Here is a 2,310-nt window from a genome sequence, read left to right as displayed (position 1 = left end):
GGGGGGTGTGGTTTAGATGGTTTGGAGGAGGATGGGGGTGGTGGTGGGTTGGGGGGATCCGCCGGGGGGTTCGATGGTGATGCCGATGTGGGTTGCGTTGTTGAGGGTGCCGTTGAGGAGTTGGGGTGTGGTGGTGGGGGTGGTGGGGAGGAGTCCGGCGGGGTGGGTTGTGGTGGTGGTGATGTACCAGAGTTCGTAGGTTTTTCCGTTGGGCAGGGTGGGGAGGTCGTGGGTGGTGATGGCGGCGTGGTTGGCGTGGGTGGACCAGGCGATGGTGACGGTGGCGTTGCCGGGGAGGGTGGTGGTGGCGACTTTCGCGTCGGGGGCGGCCATGATGGCCAGGAGGGCTTGTTGGTGGGCCTGGCTGGCTTGTGCCTGGGCGAGTTGGTGTTCGAGTCCCTGGTGGCTGGTGGCCTGGCCGATGGCCCAGCCGCCGGTTCCGGCGAGGAGCAGGAGTGTGGCGGCGGCGGCCAGGGCCGGGACCCAGCGGCGGCGTTCGGGCGTGCTGCGCCGGCGTCGTGCACCGGCCCGGGTAGTCTCCCGGGCGCCGTTGCGTGCGGGGGTGGGGTCGTGGGCGATGGCGGTGGCGGGGAGTTGGCGGGTGTTGCGGATCGCGGCCATGATGTGGGCCTTGACCTCCGGTGGCGGGGTCTGGGCGGTGGTGTCGTAGGCGAGCAGGGCCGCGGTCTGGCTGAGGCTGCGGACTTCCTCGAGGGTGTCGGGGTTGTCCAGGGCGTGGCGTTCAAACGCGTCGCGTTCGGCTGGGGTGAGGGCGTTGAGGGCGTAGGCGCCGGTGAGCAGGTGCAGTTGTTCTTCCATCACGCCACTCCCATCCTGTCCCTGAGCCTGATCATGCCATCACGGATTCTTGTTTTCACGGTCCCTACCGGGATTTTTAGCAGTTGCGCGACTTCCTGGTGGGTGTGGCCGCCGTAATAGGCCAGGCGGATCGCCTCCTGTTGGGGTTGCGTCAATGTCTCCAGCGCGGCACGGACCCGTTCGGCTTCCAGGGAGGCCTCCACGGTCTCGGCGACATCGGCGGAGCTTTCCTGGTAGTCCCTGATGCCCTCGCGCAGGTCCCTCTCCGTGCTGGCCTGGCTGGCCCGCACCCGGTCCACGGCGCGGCGGTGGGCGATGACCAGGATCCAGGACATCGCCCGGCCCCGGTCCGCGTCGAACCGGGCCGCCTGCTGCCACACATCAACAAACACTTCCTGCGTCACTTCCTGGCTTTGCGCCGGATCACGCACCACCCGGCGCACCAGCCCGAACACCCGGGCCGAGACGGCGTCGTAGAGTTCCTCGAAGGCCGCCTCGTCGCCCAGGGCGACGAGGCGGATCAAGTCTTCATGGGTGGGCGGGGCCAGGGGCTCCACCGGCCGCAACCAGGGAAGGCGCATGGTCTCCACCCTGCCACGATCACTGCCCATCATCTGCCTTTCCAAGCCAACAAATTCCCGTGGCGCCCCGAAGCGGGGGCCGGTGCGGTGCCGGAGCGGGGTGGGGGTGTTATTTTTTGGCCGGGGGCATCAGGACCGAGTCGATGAGGTAGACGGTCGCGTTGGCGGTCTTCACGCCGCCGCAGATGACCTTGGCGTTGTTGACCATCAGGTGGTCCCCGCTGCCGGTGACCTTCACGGTGCCGCCCTCGGCCGTGGCATGCGTGCCATCGATCTGCTCCGGTGAGAGCTGGCCGGGAACCACGTGGTACGTCAGGATCGACGTCAGTGTCTTGGCATCGGTCTTCAGCCCGTCAATCGTGGCGGCCGGGATCTTGGCAAAGGCGTCGTCCACGGGCGCGAACACGGTGAACCGGCCCGAATTCAGCGTATCGACCAGGTCGACCTTCGGGTTCAACTTCCCCGACACCGCGGCCGTGAGGGTCTTCAGCAACGGGTTGTTCGACGCCGCGGTCGCGACCGGGTCCTGGGCCATCCCGGCCACCGAGCCCGCCCCGGAGGGCACCGCCGCCGCGTACGCCGCGCACCCCGGACCCACCAAACCACCCGCAGCAGCCATCGGGGACGCCGCGGCCGGCGCCGAGGTCGCCATCGGGGCGTGTGAGGGTGCCGGGGCCGCCGTGGTCCCCCCGCTGCACGCGCTCAACCCCATGGCCGTGACGGCCAGAAGGCCCATCCCCAAACCCAGGCCCTTACGGGTGCGAAACTTCGTGCTTGCATTCATGATGATTCTCCCTGCCCTGGAAAGCCATCGGCCTCCCCTTTATGCTTCCCGCACCGCCACCGAAAAACCCCGGAAACGCCACGGACTGTCAACCAGTACTTCGGACCACCACCCCCACCGGATTGG

General features: G+C 68.2%; 3 protein-coding genes. All 3 read right to left on the bottom strand.

Annotated features, from left to right (window positions below; genetic code table 11):
- Positions 1–12: 12 nt before the first annotated feature.
- A complete protein-coding gene (locus tag G6035_RS19420; protein WP_256128147.1) occupies positions 13–819 on the bottom strand; it encodes an anti-sigma factor domain-containing protein in 807 nt (268 codons plus the stop codon).
- Positions 819–1,433, bottom strand: coding sequence for an ECF RNA polymerase sigma factor SigK (sigK, locus tag G6035_RS19415; RefSeq protein WP_371131079.1), 615 nt, complete (start codon positions 1,431–1,433; stop codon positions 819–821). Before sigK ends, G6035_RS19420 begins: the two co-directional genes overlap by 1 nt.
- A gap of 76 nt (positions 1,434–1,509) precedes the next feature.
- Positions 1,510–2,184 (bottom strand): fasciclin domain-containing protein, encoded by a 675-nt coding sequence (locus G6035_RS19410; protein ID WP_371131078.1) that lies wholly within the window; start codon positions 2,182–2,184, stop codon positions 1,510–1,512.
- Between the last annotated feature and the right edge of the window lie 126 nt (positions 2,185–2,310).

The sequence above is a fragment of the Arthrobacter sp. SDTb3-6 genome (assembly GCF_013376095.1).
Classification (GTDB): Bacteria; Actinomycetota; Actinomycetes; order Actinomycetales; family Micrococcaceae; genus Specibacter.
The sequence above is the reverse complement of the archived record's forward strand: the minus strand, read 5'-3'. Positions and strand labels throughout refer to the sequence as shown.